The sequence below is a fragment of the Burkholderia humptydooensis genome, assembly GCF_001513745.1.
Lineage (GTDB): Bacteria > Pseudomonadota > Gammaproteobacteria > Burkholderiales > Burkholderiaceae > Burkholderia > Burkholderia humptydooensis.
The window spans coordinates 1,919,257-1,946,100 of the sequence record NZ_CP013380.1 but is presented as its reverse complement, the minus strand read 5'-3'; the positions used below and the strand labels follow the sequence as shown (position 1 = coordinate 1,946,100).

Here is a 26,844-nt window from a genome sequence, read left to right as displayed (position 1 = left end):
GAACGCGAGCAAGCGCCGCCTGCGAAAAAAAACAGCGCGCCACGACAAATACAAAGCCCGCCGTCTGCCGAACGGCGGGCTTTTTATCGCGATCGGAATTGGAAGCATTGGGGCATCGGACAGGCGGCGCGGCGCATGCCGGCACGCGCCGCGCGCTTGTTACGCGAACTCGTCGCCGAGCTCGAGCGTCGTCTCGCGCGGCACCGCCTCGCCCGCCGCATGCCGCTCCTCGAGCGAGCCGAGCGTCGCCTCGACGTACGCGCGCAGCACCGCATGGCTGCGCGCGCGCTGCATCGGCTTGAGCGCGAGATAGCGCTGCAGCGCGGCGCCCGCGAAGCGCACGTCGAGCGTCGTCTTGCGCGGCGTCGCGCCGAAGCGCATCGCGAGCCAGTGCACGGCGAGAAAGCGCCCCGCTTCGTCGGTGCGCTCGGCGAAGTGCGTCTGCTCGGGAAAGAGATCGCAGATCACGCGCGCGAGCTCGCCGAATTCGGCGCTCGCGCAATCGTATTGATAATCGTCCATCGTCGGGTTTCGGTTCAGCGTGCGGCGCGCGCGGGCCGGCACAGTTTCATCAGCGCGCCGGCGAAGCCCGCCGCGAGGAGCAGATACAGCGCGACCATCCATTCGAACGGCACGCCGCCGCCGTTGTAGACGATCGACGGCAGATCGATGACGGGATGCAGCACGATCATCGCGGGCAGGATCCAGCGCCGGTTCGCGCGAATGCCGCGCCACATCAGCACGGACAGCGCGACCTGCACGACGAACGCCGCGACGCGCTCGAGCGCCGACACCGCGACCGATACGGGCGACATCGTCGCGAGCATCACCTGGATGCGCAGCGCGAGATCGGCGGGCATCGTCGACAGTTGCGCGTTCAGCTCGCCGCGATTCGCGAGCCACGCGAGATAGACCCATTGCGCGAGCACGACGACGCCGACGAACCACGCCTGCGCGCCGCCATGGCCGATGCCGTTCGCGAGGCCGCGCGCGTCGCCGCTCGACGGGCCGTAGCGCTTCGCGAGAAAGCGCAGCCCGAGATAGCGGCCGACCTCCTCGAACAGCGCGGCGACGGCGGTGCCGAACACCGCGAACGTGACGGGCTTCGACAGCCACATGACGGCCGACGGCTGGCTCAGCAGCAACGCGTAGACGCCGCGTTCGAGCAGCGTCGCGAACAGCGTGTAGACGGCGACGCCGACGATCGCGTCGCGCCGGTCGAGCGCCATCGGCCGGCGCAGGAATCGATAGAGGCCGATCGGCAGCAACGCCACGATGAGCGTGGCGATGACGAGCGCCGCCAGCGTGACGGGGGCAACGGTCATGACAATCCTTGTTCGAAACGCGCACCGGTGCGGTGCGTGCCCCGAATGATACTCAACTCAGGTCGCCGTCGACGCGCGCACGCAGAGCTCGCCCGCCAGCAGCGCCTCGTGGAAGGCGCCCGTGCCGCCGTCGATCCGCTCGTGAACGAATTCGACCGCGCGATAGCCGATGTCGTAAGTCGGCTGACGGATCGTCGTCACGCCGATCAGCTCCGCCCAGTCGGGATCGTCGATCGCGATCAGCGCGACGCGCTTTTGCCACGCGTCGCCGAGCCGCGCGTGCAGATGCCGCGCGATCACGAGCGCAACGGGCGCGTTCGCCGCGAAGATCGCGGGCCGCACGGGCTCGCCCGCGGCCGCGTCGATGCGCGCATCGAGCTCGGCGAGCGCGCGCCGCGTGGATTCCGGCTCGTTCGGCTCGAGCACGATCGTCGGATGCACGGTGCGCCCGGATGCCGCGACCTGCGCGCGAAACGCGGCCTCGCGCAGCCGCCGCGAGCTCACGTGCTCGAACGGCTGCACGACGAAATGAATCGACTGGAAGCCCTGCGCGAACAGGTGCTGCAAGCCCGTCTCGATCGCCGCCGCGTTGTCGAGGCCGATCATGTCGGTTTCGAAGCCTGCGACGCTGCGATCGACGAGCACGGTCGGAATACCGCCGCCGCGCAGCGATTTCAGCGCATTCTCATCGGCGCCGAGCGCGTTGACGATCATGCCTTCGACGCGGTAGGTGGTGAGCAACTGCAGATAGCGGCGCTCCATCTCGAGTTCGTTCGCCGCGTGGCAGATGAGCGGCATGTAGCCGAGCGCGTGGCACGCGGCCTCGACGCCGCGCAGCACTTCGACCGTGTAGGGATTCGTCAGGTCCGCGGCGAGCAGGCCGAGGAGGCGGTTGCGGCCGCGCTTCAGGCCGCGCGCCATCTGGTTCGGACGGTAGTTCAGGCGCGCGATCGCGTCCTCGATGCGCTGGCGCAGATCGGCGGACAGCACGTTCGTTTCGCCGTTCAGGTAACGCGAGACGCTGGTCTTGCCGGTGCCCGCTTCGCGGGCGACGTCGCTGATCGTCGCGGGACGCGACGGCTGAGTTCGTGGATCGCTCACAGTGGCGCCTCGTGACGAGCGGCCCGCTCCGCCTCGCGAGCGGGCGGGTCATTGTTGTTGGATGGAAAGGCCAACTGACGATGTCTCCTGTCGGCCGATTCCGGCCCGGCAAAGCCTAGGACGGCGCGCGAGCGCCTATCTTGCCGCAGCGGCTGCGCGGCGATCAGCGGGCGATCATAACGCAGGCAATCGGGCCGTACCAAGATGGCCTCCTCTAGCGTGGAGGGACGCGCGGCGTCAGTCGAGTCGCGGCGCGCTGCGTCGCCCATTGTCATCGCGTTTTCTCCGCGTCGAATCCCGCACTCATGCACCAAGCCGCAAGCTGTCGGACTGCTGACGATTCGGCCGCCGAATCACGGCGCGAAGCGATGAGCCTTATCCGGCGCCTGCGTTCGCCACGTGCCGCGCGATGCGGCATGCCGCATGCGTTCGGCTCGGCGTTCACGGCGTCGATGTCGCGCGCCGCAGCGCGTCGCGATTGACGATATTGCGCGTGAGCGTGCCGTCGAGCGCCGCGATCACGTTCTCGGCCGCGCAACGCGCCATCGCGTGGCGCGTCTCGCGCGTCGCCGAGCCGATGTGCGGCAGCGCGACGACGTTGCGCATCGACAGCAACGGCGAATCCGCGGCGAGCGGCTCGCGCTCGAACACGTCGAGCCCCGCCGCCCGAATCGTTCCCGCGCGCAGCGCGTCGATGAGCGCCGCCTCGTCGACGACGGGCCCGCGCGACGCGTTCACGAGGATCGCGCTGCGCTTCATCTTCGCGAGCTCGCGCGCGCCGATCAGATGCCGCGTCTGCGGCGAAAGCGGCACTTGCAGGCACACGAAATCGGCCTCGGCGAGCAGTTCGTCGAGCTCGACGCGGCGCGCGCCGAACTGCGCCTGCGCCTGCGGGTTCGCGCTGCGGTTCGTGTAGAGCACCGGCATCCGGAACCCGAGCGCCGCGCGGCGCGCGACCGCCGCGCCGATGCGCCCGAGCCCGACGATGCCGAGCGTCTTGCCGTTCACGTCGGTGCCGTAGAGCGACTCGCCGATGCTCTGCCGCCACTGCCCCGCCTTCACGAATTCGGCGAGCTCGACGACGCGCCGCGCGCTCGCGAGGATCAGCGCGAACACGGTGTCGGCGGTCGCCTCGGTCAGCACGTCCGGCGTGTGCGCGAGCACGATCCCGCGGCGCGTCAGATCGGCGACGTCGAAGTTGTCGAAGCCGACCGAGATCGTCGACCACGCGCGCAGCCGCGGCGCGCGATCGAGCAGCCCGGGCGTGATCCTCAGGCTCGCGCCGAGCGCGCCGTCGGCGTCGGGCAGCGCGCGCGCGAGCGCGTCGGCGCCCTCGGCGAGCACGACGTCCGCATGCTCGCGCAGGGTTGCGAGCACGTCGTCAGGAAGCGGCTTGTAGACGACGATGCGATGCTTCATGTGTTCACTTTCCTTGCGACGGATGGGCGAGCGGCGGCGTCGCGCCCGCCGGCTTCACCGACAGCGTGAGCACGACGGCCGCGACGAGCGCGGCGCTCATGAATGCGTAGGACGCGGCGGGCGAGCCCGTCGCGCCGTTCAGATAGCCGACCGCGTACGAGCCGACGAACGAGCCGAGCGCACCCATGCTGTTGATGAGCGCCATCGCGCCGCCCGCGACGTTCTTCGGCAGCAATTCCGGCACGATCGCGAAGAACGGCCCATACGGCGCGTACATCGCCGCGCCCGCGACGACGAGCAGCGCGTACGACAGCCAGAAATGCGTCGAGCCGAGCGCGTACGACGCGGCGAACGCGGCCGCGCCGATCAGCAGGAACGGCCACACGAAGCCCTTGCGCGAGCCGAGCCGGTCGGACGCCCACGACGCGGCGAGCATCGCGATCGTCGCGGCGAGATACGGCAGCGCGGACAGCCACCCCGTTTCGACCATGCCGAGCGCCGAGCCGCTCTTCACGATCGACGGCAGCCACAGCACGAAGCCGTACACGCCGATGCTCCAGCAAAAGTATTGCGCGCAGAGCTTGACGACGGCGGGCGAGCGGAACGCGTCGCGATAATTGCGCACCGGCTTGAGCGCCGCCTGCTCGGCCGCGAGCGCGGCGTCGAGAGCGCGCTTTTCCTCGTCGGTGAGCCACTTCGCCTGCGCGGGCCGGTCCTGCACGAGGAACCACCAGCAGACCGCCCACGCGACGGCGGGCAGCCCTTCGGCGACGAACATGTGGCGCCAGCCGAACGCGTGAACGAGATAGCCGGACACGACCGACATCCACAGCACCGTGACCGGATTGCCGAGAATGAGGAACGTGTTCGCGCGCGAGCGCTCGCGCTTCGTGAACCAGTTGCTGATGAAGATCAGCATCGCGGGCATCACGGCCGCCTCGACGACGCCGAGCAGGAAGCGGATCGCCATCAGCGACGGGATGTTGCTGACGACGCCCGTGAGCGACGCGCACGCGCCCCACAGCACGAGGCTCCAGAACACGAGCGTCTTCACGCTGCGCCGCTCCGCATAGATCGCGCCCGGAATCTGAAAGAAGAAGTAGCCGAGGAAGAACAGCGCGCCGATCAGCGACGACAGCCCCTTGCCGATGCCGAGATCCTGATTGATCCCGGCCGCCGCGGCGAAGCCGTAGTTCGCGCGGTCGAGATACGCGAGGCTGTACGTGATGAAGACGATCGGCATGATCGTCCACCAGCGGCGAATCGCGAGCGTTGCAGGCATGGTGTGTGTCTCCTGTGTCGAGCGGCGCCGTATGAAACGCGGGATTCGCCGCGATTGTGCCCGTCCTGCGACGGGACAGGCGGTTTATCGCGCGAGCGGCGCCTCTAGGCGATCCCGCGCATTGCTCAGATTTTCGATTCGATCGAGCGCCGCGCGCGTCGGCAGTCCTTCCGAATCGCCGATCACCTGGATCGCGAGCGCGCCGATCCGGTTGCCCCGCGCCACCGCGTCGCCGATCGCGCGGCCCTCGAGCAGCGCGCTCACGACGCCGACCGCGAAGCCGTCGCCCGCGCCGACCGTGTCGACGACGTGCTCGACGCGCTCGGCCGCGACCGTGCCCTCGCAGCCGTCGGCCGTGCGGAAGTACGCGCCCTGCGCGCCGAGCTTGACGATCACGCCGCGCGCGCCCTGCGCGAGGTAGAAGCGCGCGATGTCGGCGGGCGTGCCGAGGCCCGTCAACTGGCGCCCTTCGGCGAGCCCGGGCAGCACCCAGTCCGCGTGCGCGGCGAGCGCGTTCAGCGTGCTCGCCATCGCTTCCGGCGACGGCCACAGTGTCGGCCGCAGGTTCGGATCGAACGACACCGTCCTGCCAGCCGCGCGCATCGTGCGCGCGAGATGGAACGCGAGCTCGCGCGACGAATCGGACAGCGCGGGCGCGACGCCCGTCAGATGCAGGTGGCGCGCGCCGAGCACGTAGCCGGGCGCGTAGTCGTCGAGCGACAGGCGGCTCGCGGCCGAGCCCTTGCGGAAATACTCGACGGTCGGGTCCGCGCCGTCGGTCGCGCGCGACTTCAACTGGAAGCCCGTCGGATAGCGCGCGTCGACCGTCACGCACGACGCGTCGACGTGCTCGCGCGCGAGCGTGTCGAGCACGTAGCGGCCAAACGAATCGGCGCCGACGCGGCTCACCCAGCCGACCCGGAAACCGAGGCGCGCCAGGCCGATCGCGACGTTCAGATCGGCGCCCGCGATGCGCTTCGTGAATTGCGTCGCGCTGTCGAGCGGGCCGGGTTCGGCGGCGACGAACATCGCCATCGCTTCGCCATAGGTGACGACGTCGAGCGGGGCTTGCATGGTGTGGGCTGACTCCTTCGATCAACGATCAACGGCCTGGCGTCGGCGTAAGCGTCGAGCTTAGCCGAGCCGGGCGCCGGTGGGTGGGTTTCATGCGGCCGCGAGCCACGCGACGCGCGCCGCCGCGTCGTCGGCCACGCGCGCCGCGTCGAGCGGAAATTCGATCCCGCGCGGCGCCGCGCGCGGCAGCAGCGCGAGCGCGTCGTCGCAGAAGCGGTCGCCGGGCGGAGGCGCGATCGCGAAGCGGCGCGCGCCCTCGCCGTCGACCGCCTTGCAATGGATGTATTCGACGTGCGCGGCGAGCGCGCGCGCGGCCGCAAGCGGCGCCTCGCCCGCCCATAGCCAGTTGCCGATGTCGAACGTCATGCCGACGAGCGCCGGGCGGCGCGCGTCGCGCAGCGCGGCGAACAGCGCCGTGAATTGCGCGAGCGCGCCGCCCCGCCGCAGTTGGCCGTTCTCGACCAGCACGCGGGCGCGCGCGCCGCGCGTCGCGTCGGCGAGCTCGGCCGCGTGCGGATCGGCGGCGAAGCCGCCCAACTGGAACTTGACGAAGCGCGCGCCGAGCGTGTCGGCTTGCGCGAGCGCTGCGGCGAGCGCGTCGCGGTTCAGGCCGCCGTCGTCCGCATAGAGCGTCGCGGGCGTCGAGTACACCGGCCACAGCCCGGCCGCGACGATCGCGCGGCCGAGTTCCGCCAGCGCGGGCGCGGACGCGTCGCCGCTCGACGCGAACAGCTCGCCGCGCACCTCGAAGCCGGCGGCGCCCGCGTCGGCCGCCGCGGCGACGAATGCGCGATGGCCCGCGCGGCGCACCGCATCCGCGCCGAACGCGCTCGCGACGATCACGATGTCGACCATGCTGGTTTGCCTCCTCCTCGGCCGGGGTTTCGTCGGAACACGGCAATGGAACCGGTTCCATTCGTTAATGGACGAATGGTGCGCCGAGCACCTGAAGCGAACCATAGAGGAAATCCCTAGGCACGGGCCGGCGAACCTTCGGCATCGACCGTGGGCAAACGGCGTGCCGCCGGCGCCCTCGCCGCGCTCCGCGCCGTTCGTCAGGCCGGCTCGGCCTGCGCGACGCACAGCTCGAGAAAGCGCGTCGCGACGCGCGACGGCGCCGCGCCGTGCGCAACGAGAATCGAGAAATGGCGCGTGAGCGGCTCGGGCGCGATCGACACCATCGCGAGCGCCGCGTCGTCGTGCCGCAGCGACATCGCGGACACGAAGCCGACGCCCATCCCCGCGCGCACCGCCTCCTTCACCGCCTCGACGCCCGCGATCTCGAACGCGACCGTCAGCGGCGTCGCCGCGCGCGCAAACGCGCGCTCGACGAGCTGGCGCACGCCCGAGCCCGCCTCGCGCAGCACGAGCGGATACGCGGCGAGCGCGGCGAGCGTCGCGCGCGCGCGGCCCGGCTCGCCGCGCGCGGCGAGCGGATGCGACGCCGGCACGATCGCGACGATCTCGTCCTCGCGCCATGCGTGCACCGTCGTGCCGGCCGGCAGCGCGTCGCCGGGCGGCCCTTCGATCAGCGCGATGTCGAGCGACGCGAGTGACGCAACGACGTCCGACGTGTTGCCGCTCATCGTCTGGATCGCGACGTCCGGCGCAAGCGGCTGGAACGCGGCGAGCAGATACGGCAGCAGATAGCTCGCGGGCGTCGTGCTCGCGCCGATCCGCAGCGTGCCGCGCTCGAGCCCGCGCACCGCGTCGCGGTACGCGCGCGCCTGCGCGAACGTGTCGCGCAGTTGCGTCGCATGGCGCGCGAGCGCCTCGCCGACCGGCGTGAGGCGCACGCCGCGCCCGTCGCGCTGGTATAGCGGCTCGCCGAATTCGTCCTGCAACTGGCGCAGTTGGCCGGACACCGCGGGCTGCGACAGATGCAGTGCGAGCGCCGCGCGGCTGATGTTCCGGTGCTCGGCGACTGCGGCGAACGTTATCAGTTGATCTGGGGTCATCGGCCTGAAATATCGGATTTCCGGATACTTTACACGATAAATGACGATTTTTCATATCGATATAACCAATTTAGGATTAGGCCCGTCACCACAAAAACGAACGAAGCCATGTCCACGCTTACCTCACCCCAGCTCAGCGCCGCCGCGCCGTCGATGCGCGGTCGGCTCAACGGCATCCTGTTCGTCGGCCTGTTCGCGCTCGCCGTCACGAGCGTCGCGCAACTGCCCGCCGTCGCGCATTTCGGCCTGAGCCCGCTCATCGTCGGGATCATCGCGGGCGCGCTCTACGGCAACCTGCTGCGCGACGGCATGCCCGCGAGCTGGGCGGCCGGCGTCGATTTCTCCGCGCGCAAGCTGCTGCGGATCGCCGTCGCGTTCTTCGGGCTGCGCGTGAGCCTGCAGGAAATCGCGCAGGTCGGCGTGCCGGGGCTCGCGGTGTCGGCGCTCGTCGTCGCGAGCACGCTCGCCGTCGGCACCTGGGCCGGCATCAAGCTGATGAAGCTCGACCGCGACACCGCGCTGCTGACCGCCGCCGGCAGCGCGATCTGCGGCGCGGCCGCGGTGCTCGCGTTCGAATCGACGCTGCGCTCGAAGCCGCATCAGAGCGCGATGGCGGTCGGCAGCGTCGTGCTGTTCGGCACGCTGTCGATGTTCGCGTACCCGCTCGCGTACCGCGCCGGCTGGCTGCACCTCGACGCCACGGGCCTGGGCCTCTTCTTCGGCGGCACGATCCACGAGGTCGCGCAGGTGGTGGGCGCGGCGAGCGACGTCGGCCCGGAAGTCGCGCGCGTCGCGACGATCGTCAAGATGACCCGCGTGATGCTGCTCGTGCCGGTGCTGCTCGTGCTCGGCGCGTGGCTCGCCCGCTCGGCGCGCCGCCAATCGGCGGCAACGGGCCACGGCGCGCCCCGCAGGCTCGCGGTGCCGTGGTTCGCGCTCGGCTTCCTCGGCTTCGTCGTCGTGAATTCGCTGCAGATGCTGCCCGCCGCCGCGATCGGCACGCTCAACGCGCTCGACACGTTCGCGCTGACAATGGCGATGACGGCGCTCGGCATCGAGACGCGGATGTCGCAGATCCGCGCGGCCGGGCCCCGCGCGCTGATGACGGGCTTCATCCTGTACGCGTGGCTGATCTTCGGCGGCTATGCGATCGTCGTCGCGACGGAGCGCTGGCTTGGCTGAGCCGCCGCGCGCCTCCTCGCGCCGCCGCGCCGCGTGCGCCGGGTCTGCCCCGCGCACGCGGCGCGATGCTATTCTTCCGCTCGATTTCATCCGCCGAGCCTCGTCCGTCGTGCTCTCGTTCCTGCTCAAGCTGCGCACCCGCGCGCAAACCCTGTTCCGACTTTCCGACGCGCATACGATGCTCGTGTGGTCGGTGATCGTCGGCATCGGCGGCGCGCTCGCGACGGTCGCGTTCCGCGAAGGCATCGAGCTGATCCAGCACGCGATCTCCGGCACGAGCGGCAGCTTCACCGAAATGGCGAAGCGCCTGCCGTGGCAGGTGCGGTTCTGGCTGCCCGCCGCCGGCGGCTTTCTCGCGGGCTGCGTGCTGCTCGTCGCGCAGCGCGGCGCGCGCAAGGAAAGCAAGACCGACTACATGGAAGCCGTCGCGCTCGGCGACGGCATCGTGCCGGTGCGGCAGAGCCTCTGGCGCAGCGCGTCGTCGCTGCTCACGATCGGCAGCGGCGGCTCGATCGGCCGCGAAGGCCCGATGGTGCAGCTCGCGGCGCTCGCCGCGTCGCTCGTCGGACGCTTCGCGCACTTCGATCCGCCGCGGCTGCGCCTGCTCGTCGCGTGCGGCGCGGCGGCCGGGATCACGTCCGCGTACAACGCGCCGATCGCGGGCGCGTTCTTCGTCTGCGAGATCGTGCTCGGCTCGATCGCGATGGAGAGCTTCGGGCCCGTCGTCGTCGCATCGGTGGTCGCGAACATCGTGATGCGCGAGTTCGCCGGCTACAAGCCGCCTTATCAAATGCCGGTGTTTCCGGCCGTCGCCGGCTGGGAAGTGCTGCTCTTCGTCGCGCTGGGCCTCTTGTGCGGCGCGGCCGCGCCGCAGTTCCTGCGCCTGCTCGATCTGTCGAAGACGCAGTTCAAGCGCCTGCCCGCGCCGCTGCCCGTGCGGCTCGCGGCGGGCGGCCTCGTCGTCGGCGTGATCTCGGTGTGGGTGCCCGACGTCTGGGGCAACGGCTACAGCGTCGTCAACGCGATCCTGCATGCGCCGTGGACCTGGCAGGCGCTCGTCGCGGTGCTCGTCTTCAAGCTGATCGCGACCGCCGCGACGGCGGGCTCCGGCGCGGTCGGCGGGATCTTCACGCCGACGCTCTTCGTCGGCGCGGTGGTCGGCTCGCTGTTCGGCATCGCGCTGCACGCGCTCATGCCCGGGCACGTATCCGCGTGGTACGCGTATGCGATGGTCGGCATGGGCGCGTTCCTCGCGGGCGCGACGCAGGCGCCGCTGATGGCGATCCTGATGATCTTCGAGATGACGCTGAGCTACCAGGTCGTGCTGCCGCTGATGATGTCGTGCGTCGTCGCGTACTTCGCGGCGCGCGCGCTCGGCAAGACCTCGATGTACGAGATCACGCTGCGCCGCCACCGCGACGACGAGGCGCGCACGCGCCTGCGCGCCGCGCAGATGCGTGACCTGATCCAGCCTGCCGCGACCGTCGTGCCGCTCACGGCGAGCGTGGCCGACATGACGCGCGTGTTTCTCGAATATCCGGTCAAGTACCTGTACGTGACGGATGACGCCGGGCGGTTTCGCGGCGCGGTCGCGCTGAAGGACATCACGTCCGATCTGCTCGAGAAGCGCGACACCACGCACAAGCGCGCGGCGAACTACCTGCATACGCCGTTTCCGCTCCTCACCCCCGACATGCCGATCGGCACCGCGCTCGAGCACTTCATGCAGTTCCAGGGCGAGCGGCTGCCCGTTGTCGAGCGCGTGGACGATCCGACGCTCGCGGGCGTCGTCTACAAGACGTCGCTCCTCGATGCGTATCGCCGGATGAACATGGATCTCGAACGCTGATCGATCTCGCCCGCGACAGGCGCGCCGGAAAAGCAAGCCGAACGCGGCGCGGCCGCCGTCAGTCCGGCGCGCGCCCGAGCACGACGCGCGCGAAGAAGCCGGCGAGCACCTGCTGCGTGGTATCGCCCGTCACGTGTCTCGGATCGGCCGCGTGGTACGACTGCACGCCGTCGCACAGGCTCATCAGCCCGAGCGCGAGCACGTCGGCGGGCAGCAGGAGCGGCGTGCCCACGCGGTCGGCGAACGTCAGGATGTAGTGCGTGAAGCGGTCGCGCTTTTCCTTCACGAACTCGTTGAAGCGCGCGCGGAACTTCGCGTCGCGCGTCGCCTGCAGCTTCGCTTCGCCCCACAACAGGAACGCCGGGCTGTTGCGGAAGAACTGGCTGTAATACTCGAGCGCGTGCGCCTCCATCTGCTCGCGCGTGCCGCCGCTCTCGAAGATCTTTTGCAGATCCGCTTCCGCCTCTTCGTGATCGCGCCTGAGCAGCTCGAGCAGCAGCTCGGCCTTGCCGCGAAAGTTCGAATAGAACGCGCCGCGCGTGTAGCCCGCCGCCGACGCGATGTCCTCGACGCTCGTCGCCACGTACCCCTTCTTCGTGAATGTGGCGTGCGCAGCGCTCAGCAGACGCTCGCGCGTCAAATCCTTGCTTTGTTCTCGAGTCAGGCGGATTGGCTTCATGGCCGGGAAGTCTAGCATCTTCTCGCGAATCAAAACATCTTTGCATTCAGATACAACCCCGTATTAGAATTCAGCCAAGTTTTTGTCAACAAGTCGGCAACGTGCGCGCCGATTGTTTTGCCTGTTTTGTTTTTGCCGCGCACGACGCCGGGCAAGCGCATCCGGCTTGCCGGTTTTTCCGTTTTCTCCTGTTCGAGGGGTCACCGTGAATCGTTCCGGTTCTCGCGCCGCGCTGCTGATCGGCGTCGCGCTCATCGTTGCCGCCTGTCACCGCAAGGAAGCCGCGCCGAGCGCGCCGCGCCCCGTCGTCGCGGTGCCGGCCCGGGCGGACGGCGCCGCCGCCGCCGTGTCGCTGCCCGGCGAGATCCAGCCGCGCTATGCGACGCCGCTGTCGTTCCGCATCGCCGGCAAGATCGTCGAGCGCAAGGTGCGCCTCGGCGACGCCGTGAAGCCAGGCCAGATCGTCGCACTGCTCGACACGTCCGACGTCGCGAAGAACGCGGCGAGCGCGCAGGCGCAGCTCGACGCCGCGACGCACGCGCTCACGTTCGCGCAGCAGCAGCTCGAGCGCGACCGCGCGCAGTCGCGCGAGAGCCTGATCGCGCCCGCCCAGCTCGAGCAGACCGAGAACGCCTACGCGTCCGCGCGCGCGCAGCGCGACCAGGCCGCGCAGCAGCTCGCGCTCGCGAAGAACCAGTTGCAGTACGCGACGCTCGTCGCCGATCACGCGGGCTACATCACCGCCGAGCAGGCCGACACCGGGCAGAACGTGTCCGCCGGCCAGCCGGTCTATCAGCTCGCGTGGTCGGGCGACGTCGACGTCGTCACCGACGCGCCGGAAAGCGAGCTGCCCCTCCTCACGCCGGGCCACGCGGCGCGCGTCACGCTGCCGGCGCTGCCCGGCCGCGCGTTCGACGCGCGCGTGCGCGAGATCGCGCCCGCCGCCGATCCGCAAAGCCGCACGTACCGCGTAAAGCTCACGCTCGCGCAGCCCGACGCCGCGGTGCGGCTCGGGATGACCGCGAACGTCGCGTTCTCGTCCGGCGCATCGGACAACGCGAGCGCGCAGACGCGCTTCACGCTGCCGTCCACGGCGCTCTTCCACGCGGGCAACGCGCCCGCGCTGTGGGTCGTGCGCAAGCAGGACGACACGCTCGAGCTGCGCCGCGTCGACATCGTCCGCTACAACGAGCGCACGGTGACTGTGTCGGGCGGAATCCAGCCGGGCGAGCGCGTCGTGCTGCAAGGCGTGCATACGGTGAGCGCGGGCGAGAAGGTGCGCGCGGTGCCGCCGCTGCACCCGGAGGATGTCGCGTCATGATGGCGGGCCGAGAAGAAGGCGGACGCTTCAACCTGTCCGCGTGGGCGCTGCGTCATCAGGCGCTCGTCATCTACCTGATCGCGCTCGCGACGATCGCGGGCATCCTCGCCTACTCGCGTCTCGCGCAATCGGAAGACCCGCCGTTCACGTTCCGCGTGATGGTGATCCGCACGTTCTGGCCCGGCGCGACCGCGCGCCAGGTGCAGGAGCAGGTCACCGACCGGATCGGCCGCAAGCTGCAGGAAATGCCCGCGATCGACTATCTGCGCAGCTACTCGCGGCCCGGCGAATCGCTGCTTTTCTTCGCGATGAAGGATTCGGCGCCCGTGAAGGACGTGCCGGAAACCTGGTACCAGGCGCGCAAGAAGGTGGGCGACATCTCGATGACGCTGCCGCCCGGCGTCCAGGGCCCGTTCTTCAACGACGAATTCGGCGACGTCTACACGAACATCTACACGCTCGAAGGCGACGGCTTCTCGCCCGCGCAACTGCACGACTACGCGGACCAGTTGCGCGTCGTGCTGCTGCGCGTGCCGGGCGTCGCGAAGGTCGACTACTTCGGCGACCCCGACCAGCGGATCTTCGTCGAGATCGACAACACGCGGCTTGCGCGGCTCGGGATCTCGCCGCAGCAGATCGCGCAGGCGATCAACGCGCAGAACGACGTGTCGTCGCCGGGCGTGCTCACGGCCACGCACGATCGCGTGTTCATCCGGCCGAGCGGCCAGTACGAGAGCGTCGACGCGATCGCCGACACGCTGATCCGCGTGAACGGCCGCACGTTCCGGTTGGGCGACCTCGCGACGATCAAGCGCGGCTACGACGACCCGCCCGTCACGCAGATGCGATCGAACGGCCGCGCGGTGCTCGGCATCGGCGTCACGATGCAGCCGGGCGGCGACGTGATCCGGCTCGGCAAGGCGCTCGACGCGAGCTCGAAGGCGCTGCAGGCGCAACTGCCGGCGGGCCTCAAGCTCACCGAAGTGTCGAGCATGCCGCACGCGGTGTCGCGCTCGGTCGACGACTTCCTCGAGGCGGTCGCCGAGGCGGTCGCGATCGTGCTGATCGTGAGCCTCGTGTCGCTCGGCCTGCGCACCGGGATGGTCGTCGTGATCTCGATCCCCGTCGTGCTCGCCGTCACCGCGCTCTTCATGTATCTGTTCGACATCGGGCTGCACAAGGTGTCGCTCGGCACGCTCGTGCTCGCGCTCGGCCTGCTCGTCGACGACGCGATCATCGCGGTCGAGATGATGGCCGTGAAGCTCGAACAGGGCTTCAGCCGCGCGCGCGCCGCCGCGTTCGCGTACACGAGCACCGCGTTTCCGATGCTCACGGGCACGCTCGTCACGGTGTCCGGCTTTCTGCCGATCGCGCTCGCGAAGTCGAGCACGGGCGAATACACGCGCTCGATCTTCGAGGTGTCGGCGATCGCGCTGATCGCGTCGTGGTTCGCGGCGGTCGTGCTGATCCCCCTCCTCGGCTACCACATGCTGCCCGAGCGCAAGCATCCGTCGAAACACGCCGCAGGCGGCGCGCCGCACGTGCCCGACGCCGCGCACGGCCACGAGCACGGCCACGACATCTACGACACGCGCTTCTACACGCGGCTGCGCGTGTGGATCAAGTGGTGCATCGAGCGGCGCTTCGTCGTGCTCGCGATCACGATCGCGCTGTTCGTCGTCGCGCTCGCGGGCTTCTCGCTCGTGCCGCAGCAGTTCTTCCCGAGCTCGGACCGCCCCGAGCTGCTCGTCGACCTGCGGCTGCCCGAAGGCGCGTCGTTCGACGCGACGCTCAAGCAGGCCGAGCGCTTCGAGAAGCTGATCGAGAAACGGCCGGAGATCGATCACGCGGTGAACTTCGTCGGCTCCGGCGCGCCGCGCTTCTACCTGCCGCTCGATCAGCAACTGCAATTGCCGAACTTCGCCCAGTTCGTGATCACCGCGAAATCGGTCGAGCAACGCGAGAAGCTCTCGGCCTGGCTCGCGAGCGTGCTGCGCGACCAGTTCCCGGCGGTGCGCACGCGGATCTCGCGGCTCGAGAACGGCCCGCCCGTCGGCTATCCGGTGCAGTTCCGCGTGAGCGGCGACAGCATCGCGAGCGTGCGCGCGATCTCGGAGAAGGTCGCGGCGACGATGCGCGCCGACGCGCGCGCGACCAACGTCCAGTTCGACTGGGACGAGCCCGCCGAGCGCTCGGTGCGCTTCGAGCTCGACCAGCACAAGGCGCGCGAGCTGAACGTGAGCTCGCAGGACGTCGCGAGCTTCCTCGCGATGACGCTGTCCGGCACGACGGTCACGCAATACCGCGAGCGCGACAAGCTGATCGCCGTCGATCTGCGCGCGCCGCGCGCGCAGCGCGTCGACCCGGCGAATCTCGCGAGCCTCGCGATGCCGACGCCGGGCGGCCCCGTGCCGCTCGGCTCGCTCGGGCGCTTCCACGACACGCTCGAGTACGGCGTCGTCTGGGAGCGCGACCGCCAGCCGACGATCACCGTGCAGTCCGACGTGACGGCGGGCGCGCAAGGGATCGACGTCACGCATGCGATCAACGCGAAGCTCGACGCGCTGCGCGCGCAGTTGCCCGTCGGCTACCGGATCGAGATCGGCGGCTCCGTCGAGGAAAGCGCGAAGGGCCAGACGTCGATCAACGCGCAGATGCCGCTGATGGTGATCGCCGTGCTGACGCTCCTGATGATCCAGTTGCAGAGCTTCTCGCGCGTGCTGATGGTCGTGTTGACCGCGCCGCTCGGGATGATCGGCGTCGTCGGCACGCTGCTCCTGTTCGGCAAGCCGTTCGGCTTCGTCGCGATGCTCGGCGTGATCGCGATGTTCGGGATCATCATGCGCAACTCGGTGATTCTCGTCGACCAGATCGAGCAGGACATCGCCTCCGGGCACGGCCGCTTCGACGCGATCGTCGGCGCGACCGTGCGGCGCTTCCGGCCGATCACGCTGACGGCCGCGGCCGCCGTGCTCGCGCTGATTCCGCTGTTGCGCTCGAACTTCTTCGGCCCGATGGCGACCGCGCTGATGGGCGGCATCACGAGCGCGACCGTGCTCACGCTCTTCTTCCTGCCGGCGCTCTATGCCGCGTGGTTCCGCGTGAAGCCGGACGAGCGCGATCCGGAGCCGCCCGCCACGCCTTCGGGAGCCTGACCATGCGCGTTTCGATTCCTTCGTTGCCGTCCCTGCTGCCGATCGCGGCCCGCGTCGCGCCGCGCGCGAGCGCCCTGACCGCCGCGCTCGCGCTGGCGGGCGCGACGGCCGGCTGCTCGCTGTTCGCGCCGAGCGACGCGCCGCCCGCGATGCCGTCGCCCGCGCATTACGGCGCAACGCCGCTGCCCGAGCGCACGGCCGCCGCACAAGGGGTCGCGCAGCGCTTCGACATCGGCGCGCAGCCGGTGCCCGACTGGTGGAAGCGCTACCGGTCGCCCGCGCTCGACGCACTCGTCGACGAGGGTCTGCGCAACAGCCCGACGCTCGCCGCCGCCGAAAAGAGCCTGAGCGCCGCGCGCGAGCAGTTGCGCGCGCAGATCGGCAGCTCGCTGCTGCCGTCGATCGACGCGGGCGGCCAGGCGACGCGCCAGCGCGCGCTCGGCGTGCCGACGTTCGGCCCGCAGACGGTGCTCTACAACGTGTTCGCGGGCCAGTTGCAGGCGAGCTACACGCTCGACCTGTTCGGCGCCGCGCGCTTCGCGAACCGCGCGCTGGCGAAGCGCGTCGACATGAACGCGTACCAGCTCGAATCCACGCGGCGCGCGCTCGCCGCGAACATCGTCACGGCCGCCGTCACGTCGGCCGCGCTCGCCGAGCAGGTCGCGACGACCGAGCGGCTCGTCACGCTCGCGCGCGAGCAGGCGAACGACGCGGCCGCGCGCCATCGGCTCGGCGCGGCGTCGCGCACCGACATGCTGAACGCGCAGCAGAGCGCGGCGGCGCTCGAGGCGAGCCTGCCCGCGCTGCGCCAGCAGTGGCAGACGACGCGCCACGCGCTCGCCGTGCTGCTCGGCCGCACGCCGGACGCGGCGCCCGCCGATCTCGCGCTCGCCGACATGCGGCTGCCGCAGGACGTGCCCGTCGTCGTGCCGTCGACGCTGCTGCAGACGCGGCCCGACATCCGCGCCGCCGAAGCCGGATTGCAGGCGGCCGCGGCCGAAGTCGGCGTCGCGACCGCGCAGATGTTCCCGCAACTGTCGCTGTCGGCGTCGATGGGGCACGCGGGCTTCAACTGGCCCGCGATGTTGTCGGGCGCGGGCGCGATCTGGAGCGTCGGCGCATCGCTCACGCAGCCGCTCTTCCACGGCGGCGCGCTGCTCGCGCAGCGCCGCGCGGCGCGCGCGACCTACGACGCGGCCGTCGACCAGTACAGGCAGACGGTGCTCGCCGCGTTCCAGGACGTCGCCGACAGGCTCGCCGCGCTCGACAACGACGCGGGCGCGCTCGACGCGTCGAACCGCTCGGCCGTCGCCGCGCGCGGCGCGTTCGACGACACCGCGGCGCGCGTGCGGCTCGGCGCGCTGCCGCCATCGGCCGCGCGCGCGAGCGAACAGCAGTACCGCAACGCGCGGCTCGACGAGATCCGCGCGACGGGCGCGCGGCTCGTCGATACCGCGCGGCTTTTTCAGGCGATGGGCACGCCGACCGACGACGGCAAGGACGCGAAGGACGCGGCGCGCGCGAGCGGGGCGAGCGCGCCCGGCAAGGTCGACGCGGTCGGCAAGATCCAGGCCTCGGAGACCGCCGGCGCAGCGCCGGCCATCGTCGACGCGCACGCGGCGGCGAGCGCCGAACGCGCGTTGCGCACGCAGGCCGCCGCGCGATAAGCGCGGCGGGCGCGCACCGCGTGGCCGGCCGGGCCAGGTCCGATGCACTCGCGGACTGGCGCGAAGCGCGCCCGGATGCGCGCTTCGCCATGTTTCGCGCTGCGCCGCACCGTCCCTCGTGAAATTCGCGCGCGCGCAAACGCCGCGCGCGGCGCAACCCGCGGCGCTCGCGTCGAACGGATCGAACGAATCGAACGATCAAGCGCGCCGCGCATCGCACGCGGCGGCCGCACGATTCGCCCCGCCTCCTCCGTCCACACGCTTCTTTCGCGCCGCTCCCGCGTCCGTTGCGTCCGTTGCGTCCGTTGCGCGGCCTCGGCCGCCGATTCCGCTTGACCCTCACGTAGCGTAAGGTTTCATCCTCCACGGTGCGCATGAAACGGAGGCCAAGGATGCTGCTCAAGATCGGAGAACTGGCGAAACACAGCGGACTGACGGTCCGCACGCTGCACCACTACGACGCGATCGGCCTGCTCAAACCTTCGGCGCGCGCCGACAACGGCTATCGGCTGTACGACCGCAGCGACATCGCCCGGCTCCACCAGATCCAGGCGCTGCGCCGTTTCGGCCTCGCGCTCGCCGACGTCGGCGCCTACCTGGCCCAGCCCGGCACGCCGCTCACGTCGATCGTCGCGCGGCAGATCGCGATGCTCGACCGGCAGATCGAGCAGGCGGCGCGGCTGCGCGAGCGCCTCGTGCAATTGCGGCGCGATCTCGTCGACGGTGCGCAGCCCGAGCTGGCCGACTGGCTCAACACCCTGGAGTTAATGACCGTGTACGACCATTATTTTTCCGAAGAGGAACTCGCGCGCCTGCCGATGTACCGCAACGGCCATGCACCGGCCCCGGAATGGACGGCCCTCGTCGACGACGCGCGCGCGCTGATGGACGCGGGCGTCGCGCCCGAGGACGAGCGCGTGCGCGCGCTGTCGATCCGCTGGATGACGATGCTCGTGCGCGACACGAACGGCGACCCGCGCTTCCTCGCGAAGCTGAATCTGATGCACGAGCGCGAGCCGTCGATGCAGGCGCACATCGGCATCTCGCCCGCGCTGCGCGATTACGTGCTGCGCGCGTTTGCGGAAACGAAGATGCGGATCTACGAGCGCCACCTGTCGCCCGACGAGGCCCGCTTCATGCGCGCGAACTACGGCAAGCACGCGATGGAGTGGCCGCAACTGATGGCCGACGTGCGCGATGCGATCGATGCGGGCGCGTCGCCCGCTTCGCCGGAGGGGCGCGCGCTCGCGCGGCGCTGGCGCGAGTTGTTCCGCAGCTACGCGGGCGACGATCCCGACACGCAGGCGAAGTTCATCCGGGCGCAGACGACCGACCCCGAGCTGCTGGCGGGCACATGGGCCGACGAGACGCTGCTCGACTTCATCCGCGACGCGATGCGCAATCTCGCGCAGGCGCGCTGACGGGCGGCAACAATGCGGCTTGCGGTTCCCTTCCCGCTCCTGCCGCCCCATCACACAATCATGCAAGAACGACAAATGCAAGAACGACAGGCATTCCCAAAACGGCGCATCGAACAACTGCGCCTCGTCTGGCTGCTCATTGTCGGCACCGGCTTCGTCGTGATGGCCCGCGCGATGAGCCTGCCGTTTCTCGCCATCTATCTGCACGAACGGATGAGGCTCGACGCGGCGACGATCGGCCTGCTGCTCGGCTCGGGCGCGCTCGTCGGCACGCTCGGCGGCTTCTTCGGCGGCCATCTGTCCGACGTGCTCGGCCGGCGCAAGGTGCTGACGGGCTGCCTGCTCGCATCAAGCGTGTCGTTCGCCGCGCTTCATTTCGCGGCCAATGCGTGGCAGGTCTTCGCCGTCAACCTCTTCATCAATCTCGCGAGCGCGTTCTACGAGCCGGTCTCGAAGGCGGCCCTCAGCGACAGTCTCCCGCCCGAACAGCGGCTGCGCGCGTTCGCGCGACGCTACGTGGCGATCAACGTCGGCTTCGCAATCGGGCCGCTCGCCGGCGCGTCGCTCGGCCTGCTCGACAAGTCGCCCGTGTTTCTCGTCACGGGCGCGGTCTACCTGCTGTTCTCGATCGCCATCCATGCCGCCACGGCCCGGCTCGCGCGTCGCCGTGCGCCGCACGAAGCAGCGGCGTCCGGCCTGCCGCTCGCCGTGAAGCTGCGCATCGTCGGGGCCGACCGGCGCCTCGTTCTCTTCACCGCGGGCAGCATGCTCGCGATCGCCGTGCACGGCGAAATGTCGGTCACGTTCTCGCAATACCTGATCGGCGCGTTCGACGACGGACTCGAGATGTTCGCCTGGCTGATGAGCACGAACGCGGTCACGGTCGTCGCGAGCCAGCCGCTGCTGAACCGCATCGGCGAGCGGCGCGGGCCGTTCGCGTCGCTCACGCTCGGCGCGATCCTGCTCGCGACCGGCGCGGCCGGCTTCGCGAATTCGCCGAACATGACCGCGCTCGTCGCATCGATGGTCGTCTTCACATGGGGCGAAGTGCTGCTCATTCCGTCGGAATACGCGGTCCTCGACAGCATCACGCCGGAGCCGATGCGCGGCATCTACTACGGCGCGCATTCGCTCAGCAACGTCGGCAACCTGCTCGGCCCCTGGCTAGGCGGCCTCGTGCTGCTGCATTACGGCGGCGGCGCGATGTTCTACGGCATGGGCTTCGTCGCGCTGCTCAGCCTGCTCATGTTCGTCGCCGGCGCGCGGATCGAGCCCGCGCCGCAGCGCCGGTTCGAAGTCCGGAGTCGCTGACGACGCTGACGATCCCGCCCGCCGGCTGCCCGTGTGCCGCGTCACCCCGCATCGGCGCCCGGCTCGCCTTCGAATGTCAGCAGATCGCCGGGCTGACAATCGAGATGCCGGCAGATCGCCTCGAGCGTCGCGAAACGGATGCCTTTGACCTTGCCCTGCTTGAGCAGCGACAGATTCTGCTCGGTGATGCCGACGGCCGCGGCAAGATCCTTCGAGCGGACCTTGCGGATCGCGAGCATCACGTCGAGCTTGACGATGATCGGCATGGCGCGCGCCTCAGACGAACTGCCGGTGCTCGGCGTCGAGCTCGCTCGCGTGCTGCAGGATGTGCGCGATGACCGCGATGCAGGCCGCGGTGAACAGCGCGACGACGTACGGCAGGCCGAAGCCCAGCGTGACGACGCGATGCCCGACGGGCTCGCGCATCGTCGCCCACACGCTCAGGAGCGGCTCGCACAGCACGCTCAGCACGACCCACGCGCCGACCGCGCGCCCCGTCTTGCCGAGATGGCGGGCGGCCTCGGCCGAGAAGTATTCGCGGCGCGCATACGTGCGAAACAGCTCGCGCAGATGACGCAGGCCGCTCGCGAGCGCGACGAGCGGCACGCTCGACAGCACGATGCCGCCCGCCTTCTGCCACCACGGAAACGCGGCGACGTCGGCGTTCAGGCCCGCGATCAGCGAATCGGTCAGGCCGAATCCGAGACCCGCGCCCGATTTCACCGCGTTCAGCGACGGAAACGCCCAGCACGCGGCGTTGAGCAGCATCATCGCGACGATGAAGCAGAGGGTGACGGCAGCCATCCGCTGGCTGAGACGGGCGACACGATCGGAGTGCATGGGAATTCCTCGACGATGGGGATCACGGCCCGGATTCTAGCGTTGTTTTTATCGTAAAACAATCATTAATGATTGTAGAAATTTTATTATTTGTCGCGATTCATGTATCGCATCGCAAGCGACGAGCGGCCCGGGCCGCTTTCACGCGTCCCGCGTCGCGATCCCGAGCGCGCGCAGCCGCCGGTACAGCGTGCGCTCGCTCATCCCGACGCGCTCGGCGAGCGCGCGCCGCGTGCCGCCGAACGCGCGCGCGATCCGCGCGAGCTCGTCGTCGGACAGCTTCGCCGGCGCGCCAGGCTCTGCGCCCGGCTCCGCGCACGCATCGCCCGCGCGCGCGACCTCGTCGGGCAGATGCTCGATGCGAATCACGCCGTCGTCCGCGAGCAGGCATGCGCGATCGAGCACGTTGCGCAGCTCGCGGATATTGCCCGGCCATGCATACGCTTCGAGCCGCGCGAGTGCGTCGGGCGCAACGGTGAAGCGCTGCCCGGCCACAGGCCCGAGCGCCGCGATCCGGCGCAGGATCGAATCGACGAGGAGCGGCATGTCGCCCGGCCGCTCGCGCACCGCGGGCAGCGGGATCGGATACGCGCTGATCCGGTAGTACAGGTCCGGCCGGAACCGGCCGTCGCCGATCATCGCCTTGAGCGGCTTGTGGGTCGCCGCGACGAGCCGGAAATCCGCGCGCAGCACCTCGACGCCGCCCACCCGCCGGAACGTCCCCGATTCGATGAGGCGCAGCAGCTTCACCTGCATCGACAGCGGCACGTCGCCGATTTCGTCGAGGAACAGCGTGCCGCCCTGCGCGGTCTCGACGAGGCCGGGCTTGCGCGCGGCCGCGCCGGTGAACGCACCCTTCTCGTAGCCGAACAGCTCGCTTTCGAACAGCGTCTCGGCGATCCCCGAACAATCGACGACGACGAACGGCCCCATCGCGCGCGAGCTCGCCTCGTGCAGCGCACGCGCGAACAGCTCCTTGCCCGTGCCCGATTCGCCGAGCAGCAGCACGGGCAGCATCGCCGGCGCGACCCGCTGCAGCGCGGACAGCGCCGCGTTGAACGCGTCCGAGCCGCCGACGAGCCCCTCGCCGCTCGGCTTCGCCGACGCGCTGCGCACGGTCGTCAGCCGCTCGACGTACGCGATCACCGCGCCGCGCGCATCGAAGATCGGCCGCAGCTCGACGTCGACGTGCTCGGGCCCGCGCGGCGTGTGATGGATGTGCAGCACGCGGTTCAGGCTGCGCGATTCGGCCGCCTGCTTCATCGGGCAGTGCTCGCCCGCCTGGTCGCACGGCACGTCGTAGCGATGCGACACCTGATAGCAGCGCCGCCCGACGTGCGCCTCGCCGGCGATCCCGAACTGCCGCTGATACGCGGCGTTCGCGGCGAGGACCCGGTACGACGGATCGAGCACGATCATCGGCTGCGGGTCCTGCTCGAGGTACGACACGAGCCCGCTCACGTCGGGCGGCGAGACAGGAACGATCGGGATGACGTCGTGCTGATCCATGCGTTGAGCTCCGGCTGCGCGGCCCGCGGCCACGCTGACTGCCAATTCTGCCATCGAACTGCCAATCATGGCAGCGAACCGGGACGAATACCGTCCGCGCGGCGGCGCGCAGTGCGCTGCATCGAAACAAAACACGATTTGAATCAAGTACCTGCGCCCGGCGATCGGCAATTCTGTCGGCTTGGCACGGTTCTTGTTCGAACGATCGCCATCTCGATGAATCGGCTCCAGGAGAAACCTCGTGACAACAGCGTCCACGATGACCGTCGAAGGCTTTTTCGATCCGGCGACGTGCACCATCAGCTATCTGCTGCTCGATTCCGGCAGCGGCGAATGTGCGCTGATCGACAGCGTGCTCGACTACGATCCGAAATCCGGCCGCACGCGCACCGCGAGCGCGGACCAACTGATCGCGCGCGTCGCGGCGCTCGGCGCGCGCGTGCGCTGGCTGCTCGAAACGCACGTGCATGCCGACCATCTGTCGGCCGCGCCATACCTGAAGGCGCAGATCGGCGGCGAGATCGCGATCGGGCGCCACGTGACGCGCGTGCAGGATGTGTTCGGCGCGCTGTTCAACGCGGGGCCCGCGTTCTCGCGCGACGGCCGCCAGTTCGATCGCCTGCTCGACGATGGCGACACGCTCGCGCTCGGCGCGCTCTCGATTCGCGCGATGCACACGCCGGGCCACACGCCCGCATGCATGACCTACGTCGTCGCCGAAGGGCGAGCGGCACGACATGACGCACCCCACGCGCACGAGGCGCACGAGGTGCACGAGGTGCACGAGATGGCCGCCTTCGTCGGCGACACGCTCTTCATGCCCGACTACGGCACCGCGCGCTGCGACTTCCCCGGCGGCGACGCGCGCACGCTGTACCGGTCGATCCGCAAGGTGCTGAGCCTGCCGCCCGAGGCGCGCCTGTACATGTGCCACGACTATCAGCCGAACGGCCGCGCGGTCCAGTACGCGAGCACCGTCGCCGACGAGCGGCGCGAGAACGTGCACATCCACGACGGCGTCACCGAGGACGATTTCGTCGCGATGCGCACCGTGCGCGATTCGACGCTCGACATGCCGGTGCTGATGCTGCCTTCGGTGCAGGTCAACATGCGCGCGGGACGCCTGCCCGAGCCCGAGGACAACGGCGTGCGCTACCTGAAGATCCCGCTCGACGCGATCTGAGCCTGCCCGCCCCAACGACGACACGACACATACGACACGCCAACCATGGAAATCCGCAAGCTGACCGACACGCTGTCGGTCTCTCCCCAGCTCGTCGCCGCCGATCTGCCCGCGATCGCGCAGGCCGGCTTTCTCTCGATCGTCTGCAACCGGCCGGACGGCGAAGGCCCCGACCAGCCGACCGTCGCCGAGATCGACGCGGCCGCGAAGCCGTTCGGCATCGCGGTCCACTATCTGCCCGTCGACTCGGGCAAAGTCACCGATTCGCAAGGCGAGCAGTTCGGCGCGCTGCTCGGCACGCTCGCCTCGCCCGCGCTCGCGTACTGCCGCACCGGCATGCGCTCGGCGACGCTGTGGGGGCTGTCGCAGGCGGGCCTGCGTCCGCTGAACGACATCGTCGCCACGGGCCGCGCGGCCGGCTACGACCTCGCCGCGCTCGGCCGCCGGATCATGCAGCGCAGCCAGAGCGCGGCGACGCAAACCGTCGAGGCAAGCCACGACATCGTGATCGTCGGCGCGGGCGCGGCGGGGATCGCGGTCGCGTCGAGCCTGCTCGCGCGCGAGCGCTCGCTCGACATCGCCGTCATCGATCCGGCCGACACCCATTACTACCAGCCCGGCTGGACGATGGTCGGCGCGGGCGTGTTCCAGCCGAAGACGACCGCGCGGCAGATGGCCGCCGTGCTGCCGCGCGGCGTGCACTGGATCAAGGCCGCTGTCGCCGCGTTCGAGCCCGATACGCACACGGTCGTGCTCGACGGCTGCCGGCTCGTGCGCTACCGGCAGCTCGTCGTCTGCCCGGGGCTGAAGCTCGACTGGCACGGCATCGAAGGCCTGCCCGAGACGCTCGGCAAGAACGGCGTCACGTCGAACTATCGCTACGATCTCGCGCCGTACACGTGGCAGCTCGTGCGCGCGTTCGCCGGCCGCCGCGCGCTGTTCACGCAGCCGCCGATGCCGATCAAGTGCGCGGGCGCGCCGCAAAAGGCGATGTATCTGTCGGCCGACCACTGGCGGCGCACGAAACGCCTCGACACCATCGACATCGAGTTCTTCAATGCGGGCGCGGCGCTCTTCGGCGTCGCCGATTACGTGCCGGCGCTGATGGAATACGTGAAGCGCTACGACATCGCGCTGAATTTCGGCCACAACCTGATCGCGATCGACGGCGAGCGCAAGCGCGCGACGTTCGCGCGCACGCTGCCGGAAGGCGGCGCCGAGACCGTCACGCGCGAATTCGACATGATCCACGTCGTGCCGCCGCAGAAGGCGCCCGATTTCGTGCGCGCGAGCCCGCTCGCCGACGCGGCCGGCTGGATCGACGTCGATCCGGCGACGCTGCGCCACCGGCGCCACGCGGACGTGTTCGCGCTCGGCGACGTGACGAACACGACGAACGCGAAGACCGCGGCCGCCGCGCGCAAGCAAGCGCCCGTCGTCGCGCACAACGTGCTCGCCGCGCTCGGCAAGGCCCACGGCGACGCGACCTACGACGGCTACGGCTCGTGCCCGCTGACCGTCGAGCGCGGCAAGATCGTGCTCGCCGAGTTCCTGTACGGCGGGAAGGTCGCGCCGACCTTCCCCGCATGGCTCATCGACGGCAAGCGCCCGTCACGGCTCGCGTGGCTGCTCAAGGAGCGGCTGCTGCCGCCGCTCTACTGGCAGGCGATGCTCAAGGGCCGCGAATGGCTCGCGAAGCCCGAGATCGCCGGCTGATCGCCGCCCTTCGATGACCCTCGTCCGGAACAACGAAGCATGCTGATTTCTCTGGTGCTGGGCAGCATCGTCGGCGCGGTGCTGGGATTGACGGGAGCGGGCGGCGGCATTCTCGCCGTGCCCGCGCTCGTCGTCGGAATGGGCTGGCCGATGCAGCAGGCGACGCCCGTCGCGCTCGTCGCGGTCGCGGGCAGCGCCGCGCTCGGCGCGCTCGAAGGCTTTCGGCGCGGGCTCGTGCGCTATCGCGCGGCGTTCCTGATGGCCGCGGCCGGCGTGCCGCTGACGGCGCTCGGCGTGCGCCTCGCGCACGTGCTCCCGCAGCGCGTGCTGCTCGCGCTCTTCGCGCTCGTGATGCTGATCGTCGCGGTGCGCCTGTTGCGCCACGCGCTCGCGCATGCCGCAGGCGAGCCGGCCCGCTCGCCGCTATGCGTCGGCCGCATCAACCCGGATACGGGGCGCCTCGTCTGGTCCTGGCCGGCCGGCATCGCGCTCGCGTCGACGGGCGCGCTCACGGGGCTGATGACGGGCCTGCTCGGCGTCGGCGGCGGCTTCGTGATCGTGCCGATGCTGCGCAAGTTCACGAACGTGACGATGCACGGCATCGTCGCGACGTCGCTGATGGTGATCGCGCTCGTCGGCACGGGCGGCGTGATCGCGACGATCGTGAGCGGCACGCCCGCGCCGCTCGACGTCACGTTGTGGTTCACCGTGACGACGGCGCTCGGCATGGCGGCCGGGCGCTGGGTGTCGCGCTTCGTGTCCGCGCGGCACGTGCAGATGGGCTTTGCGGCCGCGCTCGCGTGCGTCGCGGCCGGGCTGCTCGCGAAAGCGGCGCTCGGCTTCTGACGCCGC

22 protein-coding genes are annotated in these 26,844 nt (G+C 70.1%); 10 read left to right on the top strand and 12 right to left on the bottom strand.

Features of this window, described 5'->3' with window-relative positions; genetic code table 11:
* Window positions 1-159: 159 nt before the first annotated feature.
* The 8 genes from AQ610_RS08915 to AQ610_RS08875 all read right to left on the bottom strand — a co-directional run bounded on the left by AQ610_RS08915 (window position 160) and on the right by AQ610_RS08875 (window position 8,159).
* Window positions 160-522, bottom strand: coding sequence for a DUF3022 domain-containing protein (locus tag AQ610_RS08915; protein WP_043282698.1), 363 nt, complete (start codon window positions 520-522; stop codon window positions 160-162).
* Window positions 523-536: 14 nt separating this feature from the next.
* Window positions 537-1,325: a YhfC family intramembrane metalloprotease gene (locus AQ610_RS08910; protein WP_006026894.1), complete on the bottom strand. Its 789-nt coding sequence runs from the start codon at window positions 1,323-1,325 to the stop codon at window positions 537-539.
* A gap of 57 nt (window positions 1,326-1,382) precedes the next feature.
* On the bottom strand, window positions 1,383-2,426 hold the full coding sequence (locus tag AQ610_RS08905) for a LacI family DNA-binding transcriptional regulator (protein WP_006026895.1): 1,044 nt from the start codon (window positions 2,424-2,426) through the stop codon (window positions 1,383-1,385).
* 441 nt (window positions 2,427-2,867) lie between these two features.
* Window positions 2,868-3,845 carry a 2-hydroxyacid dehydrogenase gene (locus tag AQ610_RS08895; RefSeq protein ID WP_006026896.1) on the bottom strand — a complete coding sequence of 326 codons (978 nt, stop codon included), beginning with the start codon at window positions 3,843-3,845 and terminating at the stop codon, window positions 2,868-2,870.
* Between the two features lie 4 nt (window positions 3,846-3,849).
* Window positions 3,850-5,127 (bottom strand): MFS transporter, encoded by a 1,278-nt coding sequence (locus AQ610_RS08890; protein ID WP_006026897.1) that lies wholly within the window; start codon window positions 5,125-5,127, stop codon window positions 3,850-3,852.
* An 84-nt stretch (window positions 5,128-5,211) separates the two neighbouring features.
* Window positions 5,212-6,201, bottom strand: a complete 990-nt coding sequence (locus tag AQ610_RS08885; RefSeq protein WP_006026898.1) for a sugar kinase — start codon at window positions 6,199-6,201, stop codon at window positions 5,212-5,214.
* A 90-nt stretch (window positions 6,202-6,291) separates the two neighbouring features.
* Window positions 6,292-7,056, bottom strand: a complete 765-nt coding sequence (locus AQ610_RS08880) for an IolE/MocC family protein (protein WP_006026899.1) — start codon at window positions 7,054-7,056, stop codon at window positions 6,292-6,294.
* 200 nt (window positions 7,057-7,256) lie between these two features.
* On the bottom strand, window positions 7,257-8,159 hold the full coding sequence (locus AQ610_RS08875) for a LysR family transcriptional regulator (RefSeq protein WP_006026900.1): 903 nt from the start codon (window positions 8,157-8,159) through the stop codon (window positions 7,257-7,259).
* A 108-nt stretch (window positions 8,160-8,267) separates the two neighbouring features.
* Here AQ610_RS08875 and AQ610_RS08870 point away from each other — a divergent pair, with 108 nt between their 5' ends.
* On the top strand, window positions 8,268-9,341 hold the full coding sequence (locus tag AQ610_RS08870) for a YeiH family protein (RefSeq protein ID WP_009912194.1): 1,074 nt from the start codon (window positions 8,268-8,270) through the stop codon (window positions 9,339-9,341).
* Window positions 9,342-9,450: 109 nt separating this feature from the next.
* On the top strand, window positions 9,451-11,190 hold the full coding sequence (locus AQ610_RS08865) for a ClcB-like voltage-gated chloride channel protein (protein ID WP_006026902.1): 1,740 nt from the start codon (window positions 9,451-9,453) through the stop codon (window positions 11,188-11,190).
* A 58-nt stretch (window positions 11,191-11,248) separates the two neighbouring features.
* Here the strand turns inward: AQ610_RS08865 and AQ610_RS08860 are convergent, their stop codons facing one another.
* Entirely contained in the window at window positions 11,249-11,869 is a 621-nt protein-coding gene (locus AQ610_RS08860) for a TetR/AcrR family transcriptional regulator (RefSeq protein ID WP_015600284.1), read from the bottom strand.
* Between the two features lie 205 nt (window positions 11,870-12,074).
* Here AQ610_RS08860 and AQ610_RS08855 point away from each other — a divergent pair, with 205 nt between their 5' ends.
* From AQ610_RS08855 to AQ610_RS08835, 5 genes are all read left to right on the top strand, one after another.
* On the top strand, window positions 12,075-13,190 hold the full coding sequence (locus tag AQ610_RS08855; protein WP_006026904.1) for an efflux RND transporter periplasmic adaptor subunit: 1,116 nt from the start codon (window positions 12,075-12,077) through the stop codon (window positions 13,188-13,190).
* Window positions 13,187-16,345 carry an efflux RND transporter permease subunit gene (locus AQ610_RS08850; protein WP_006026905.1) on the top strand — a complete coding sequence of 1,053 codons (3,159 nt, stop codon included), beginning with the start codon at window positions 13,187-13,189 and terminating at the stop codon, window positions 16,343-16,345. Before AQ610_RS08855 ends, AQ610_RS08850 begins: the two co-directional genes overlap by 4 nt.
* Window positions 16,346-16,347: 2 nt before the next feature.
* Window positions 16,348-18,012 carry an efflux transporter outer membrane subunit gene (locus AQ610_RS08845; RefSeq protein WP_006026906.1) on the top strand — a complete coding sequence of 555 codons (1,665 nt, stop codon included), beginning with the start codon at window positions 16,348-16,350 and terminating at the stop codon, window positions 18,010-18,012.
* Window positions 18,013-18,404: 392 nt separating this feature from the next.
* Entirely contained in the window at window positions 18,405-19,433 is a 1,029-nt protein-coding gene (locus AQ610_RS08840; RefSeq protein WP_006026907.1) for a MerR family transcriptional regulator, read from the top strand.
* A gap of 75 nt (window positions 19,434-19,508) precedes the next feature.
* The gene (locus AQ610_RS08835) at window positions 19,509-20,744 is read left to right on the top strand and encodes an MDR family MFS transporter (RefSeq protein WP_009912187.1); all 1,236 of its coding nucleotides are present in this window, start codon (window positions 19,509-19,511) and stop codon (window positions 20,742-20,744) included.
* Window positions 20,745-20,785: 41 nt separating this feature from the next.
* On the opposite strand, the gene AQ610_RS08830 is transcribed toward AQ610_RS08835, so the two are convergent.
* The 3 genes from AQ610_RS08830 to AQ610_RS08820 all read right to left on the bottom strand — a co-directional run bounded on the left by AQ610_RS08830 (window position 20,786) and on the right by AQ610_RS08820 (window position 23,093).
* Window positions 20,786-21,010 (bottom strand): helix-turn-helix domain-containing protein, encoded by a 225-nt coding sequence (locus AQ610_RS08830; protein ID WP_006026909.1) that lies wholly within the window; start codon window positions 21,008-21,010, stop codon window positions 20,786-20,788.
* A gap of 10 nt (window positions 21,011-21,020) precedes the next feature.
* Complete coding sequence (locus AQ610_RS08825; protein ID WP_006026910.1) at window positions 21,021-21,584, bottom strand: DUF2975 domain-containing protein; 564 nt, start codon at window positions 21,582-21,584, stop codon at window positions 21,021-21,023.
* Window positions 21,585-21,725: 141 nt separating this feature from the next.
* The gene (locus AQ610_RS08820; protein ID WP_006026911.1) at window positions 21,726-23,093 is read right to left on the bottom strand and encodes a sigma-54 interaction domain-containing protein; all 1,368 of its coding nucleotides are present in this window, start codon (window positions 23,091-23,093) and stop codon (window positions 21,726-21,728) included.
* A gap of 259 nt (window positions 23,094-23,352) precedes the next feature.
* Between AQ610_RS08820 and AQ610_RS08815 the strand changes: the two genes are divergently transcribed.
* From AQ610_RS08815 to AQ610_RS08805, 3 genes are read left to right on the top strand one after another with little or no spacing between them, the layout of a single operon-like run.
* Complete coding sequence (locus AQ610_RS08815; protein ID WP_006026912.1) at window positions 23,353-24,276, top strand: MBL fold metallo-hydrolase; 924 nt, start codon at window positions 23,353-23,355, stop codon at window positions 24,274-24,276.
* A gap of 45 nt (window positions 24,277-24,321) precedes the next feature.
* Window positions 24,322-25,992 carry a bifunctional protein tyrosine phosphatase family protein/NAD(P)/FAD-dependent oxidoreductase gene (locus tag AQ610_RS08810; RefSeq protein ID WP_006026913.1) on the top strand — a complete coding sequence of 557 codons (1,671 nt, stop codon included), beginning with the start codon at window positions 24,322-24,324 and terminating at the stop codon, window positions 25,990-25,992.
* A 39-nt stretch (window positions 25,993-26,031) separates the two neighbouring features.
* Window positions 26,032-26,838 carry a sulfite exporter TauE/SafE family protein gene (locus AQ610_RS08805; RefSeq protein ID WP_006026914.1) on the top strand — a complete coding sequence of 269 codons (807 nt, stop codon included), beginning with the start codon at window positions 26,032-26,034 and terminating at the stop codon, window positions 26,836-26,838.
* Window positions 26,839-26,844 lie beyond the last annotated feature (6 nt).

Coding starts and splice junctions, on each gene's coding strand:
- AQ610_RS08805 (WP_006026914.1), top strand. CDS start 26,032: ATGCTGATTTCTCTGGTGCTGGGCAGCATCGTCGGCGCGGTGCTGGGA.
- AQ610_RS08840 (WP_006026907.1), top strand. CDS start 18,405: ATGCTGCTCAAGATCGGAGAACTGGCGAAACACAGCGGACTGACGGTC.
- AQ610_RS08875 (WP_006026900.1), bottom strand. CDS start 8,159: ATGACCCCAGATCAACTGATAACGTTCGCCGCAGTCGCCGAGCACCGG.
- AQ610_RS08835 (WP_009912187.1), top strand. CDS start 19,509: ATGCAAGAACGACAGGCATTCCCAAAACGGCGCATCGAACAACTGCGC.
- AQ610_RS08820 (WP_006026911.1), bottom strand. CDS start 23,093: ATGGATCAGCACGACGTCATCCCGATCGTTCCTGTCTCGCCGCCCGAC.
- AQ610_RS08870 (WP_009912194.1), top strand. CDS start 8,268: ATGTCCACGCTTACCTCACCCCAGCTCAGCGCCGCCGCGCCGTCGATG.
- AQ610_RS08885 (WP_006026898.1), bottom strand. CDS start 6,201: ATGCAAGCCCCGCTCGACGTCGTCACCTATGGCGAAGCGATGGCGATG.
- AQ610_RS08850 (WP_006026905.1), top strand. CDS start 13,187: ATGATGGCGGGCCGAGAAGAAGGCGGACGCTTCAACCTGTCCGCGTGG.
- AQ610_RS08845 (WP_006026906.1), top strand. CDS start 16,348: ATGCGCGTTTCGATTCCTTCGTTGCCGTCCCTGCTGCCGATCGCGGCC.
- AQ610_RS08830 (WP_006026909.1), bottom strand. CDS start 21,010: ATGCCGATCATCGTCAAGCTCGACGTGATGCTCGCGATCCGCAAGGTC.
- AQ610_RS08895 (WP_006026896.1), bottom strand. CDS start 3,845: ATGAAGCATCGCATCGTCGTCTACAAGCCGCTTCCTGACGACGTGCTC.
- AQ610_RS08915 (WP_043282698.1), bottom strand. CDS start 522: ATGGACGATTATCAATACGATTGCGCGAGCGCCGAATTCGGCGAGCTC.
- AQ610_RS08815 (WP_006026912.1), top strand. CDS start 23,353: ATGACCGTCGAAGGCTTTTTCGATCCGGCGACGTGCACCATCAGCTAT.
- AQ610_RS08810 (WP_006026913.1), top strand. CDS start 24,322: ATGGAAATCCGCAAGCTGACCGACACGCTGTCGGTCTCTCCCCAGCTC.
- AQ610_RS08825 (WP_006026910.1), bottom strand. CDS start 21,584: ATGCACTCCGATCGTGTCGCCCGTCTCAGCCAGCGGATGGCTGCCGTC.
- AQ610_RS08860 (WP_015600284.1), bottom strand. CDS start 11,869: ATGAAGCCAATCCGCCTGACTCGAGAACAAAGCAAGGATTTGACGCGC.
- AQ610_RS08880 (WP_006026899.1), bottom strand. CDS start 7,056: ATGGTCGACATCGTGATCGTCGCGAGCGCGTTCGGCGCGGATGCGGTG.
- AQ610_RS08890 (WP_006026897.1), bottom strand. CDS start 5,127: ATGCCTGCAACGCTCGCGATTCGCCGCTGGTGGACGATCATGCCGATC.
- AQ610_RS08910 (WP_006026894.1), bottom strand. CDS start 1,325: ATGACCGTTGCCCCCGTCACGCTGGCGGCGCTCGTCATCGCCACGCTC.